Raw genomic sequence first — 202 nt, forward strand, 5'->3', positions numbered from 1 at the left:
CGACGGCAACCTCAAGATCTGGGCGGGCCGGGGCGACGGCACCTTCGGCGCCGCAGCCCACCTCTCCGCCGGTTGGAACTTCACCCAGACCGCCGCAGCGGACTTCAACGAGGACGGCCGGGCCGACATCATCGCCAAGGACGCCAGCGGCAACCTCAAGCTGTGGACCCACAACGCGGGCGGCTACTTCAACGCCCCCGTC

The 202-nt window shown here is 69.8% G+C and carries 1 protein-coding gene; it reads left to right on the plus strand.

Annotation, left to right across the window (positions count from 1 at the left end):
- Positions 1-202, plus strand: a 202-nt coding sequence (locus IF89_RS0137430) for an FG-GAP repeat domain-containing protein (protein ID WP_030778628.1), incomplete at both ends; no start/stop codon positions are given.

This window comes from Streptomyces sp. NRRL F-2664 (assembly GCF_000719345.1).
Lineage (GTDB): Bacteria > Actinomycetota > Actinomycetes > Streptomycetales > Streptomycetaceae > Streptomyces.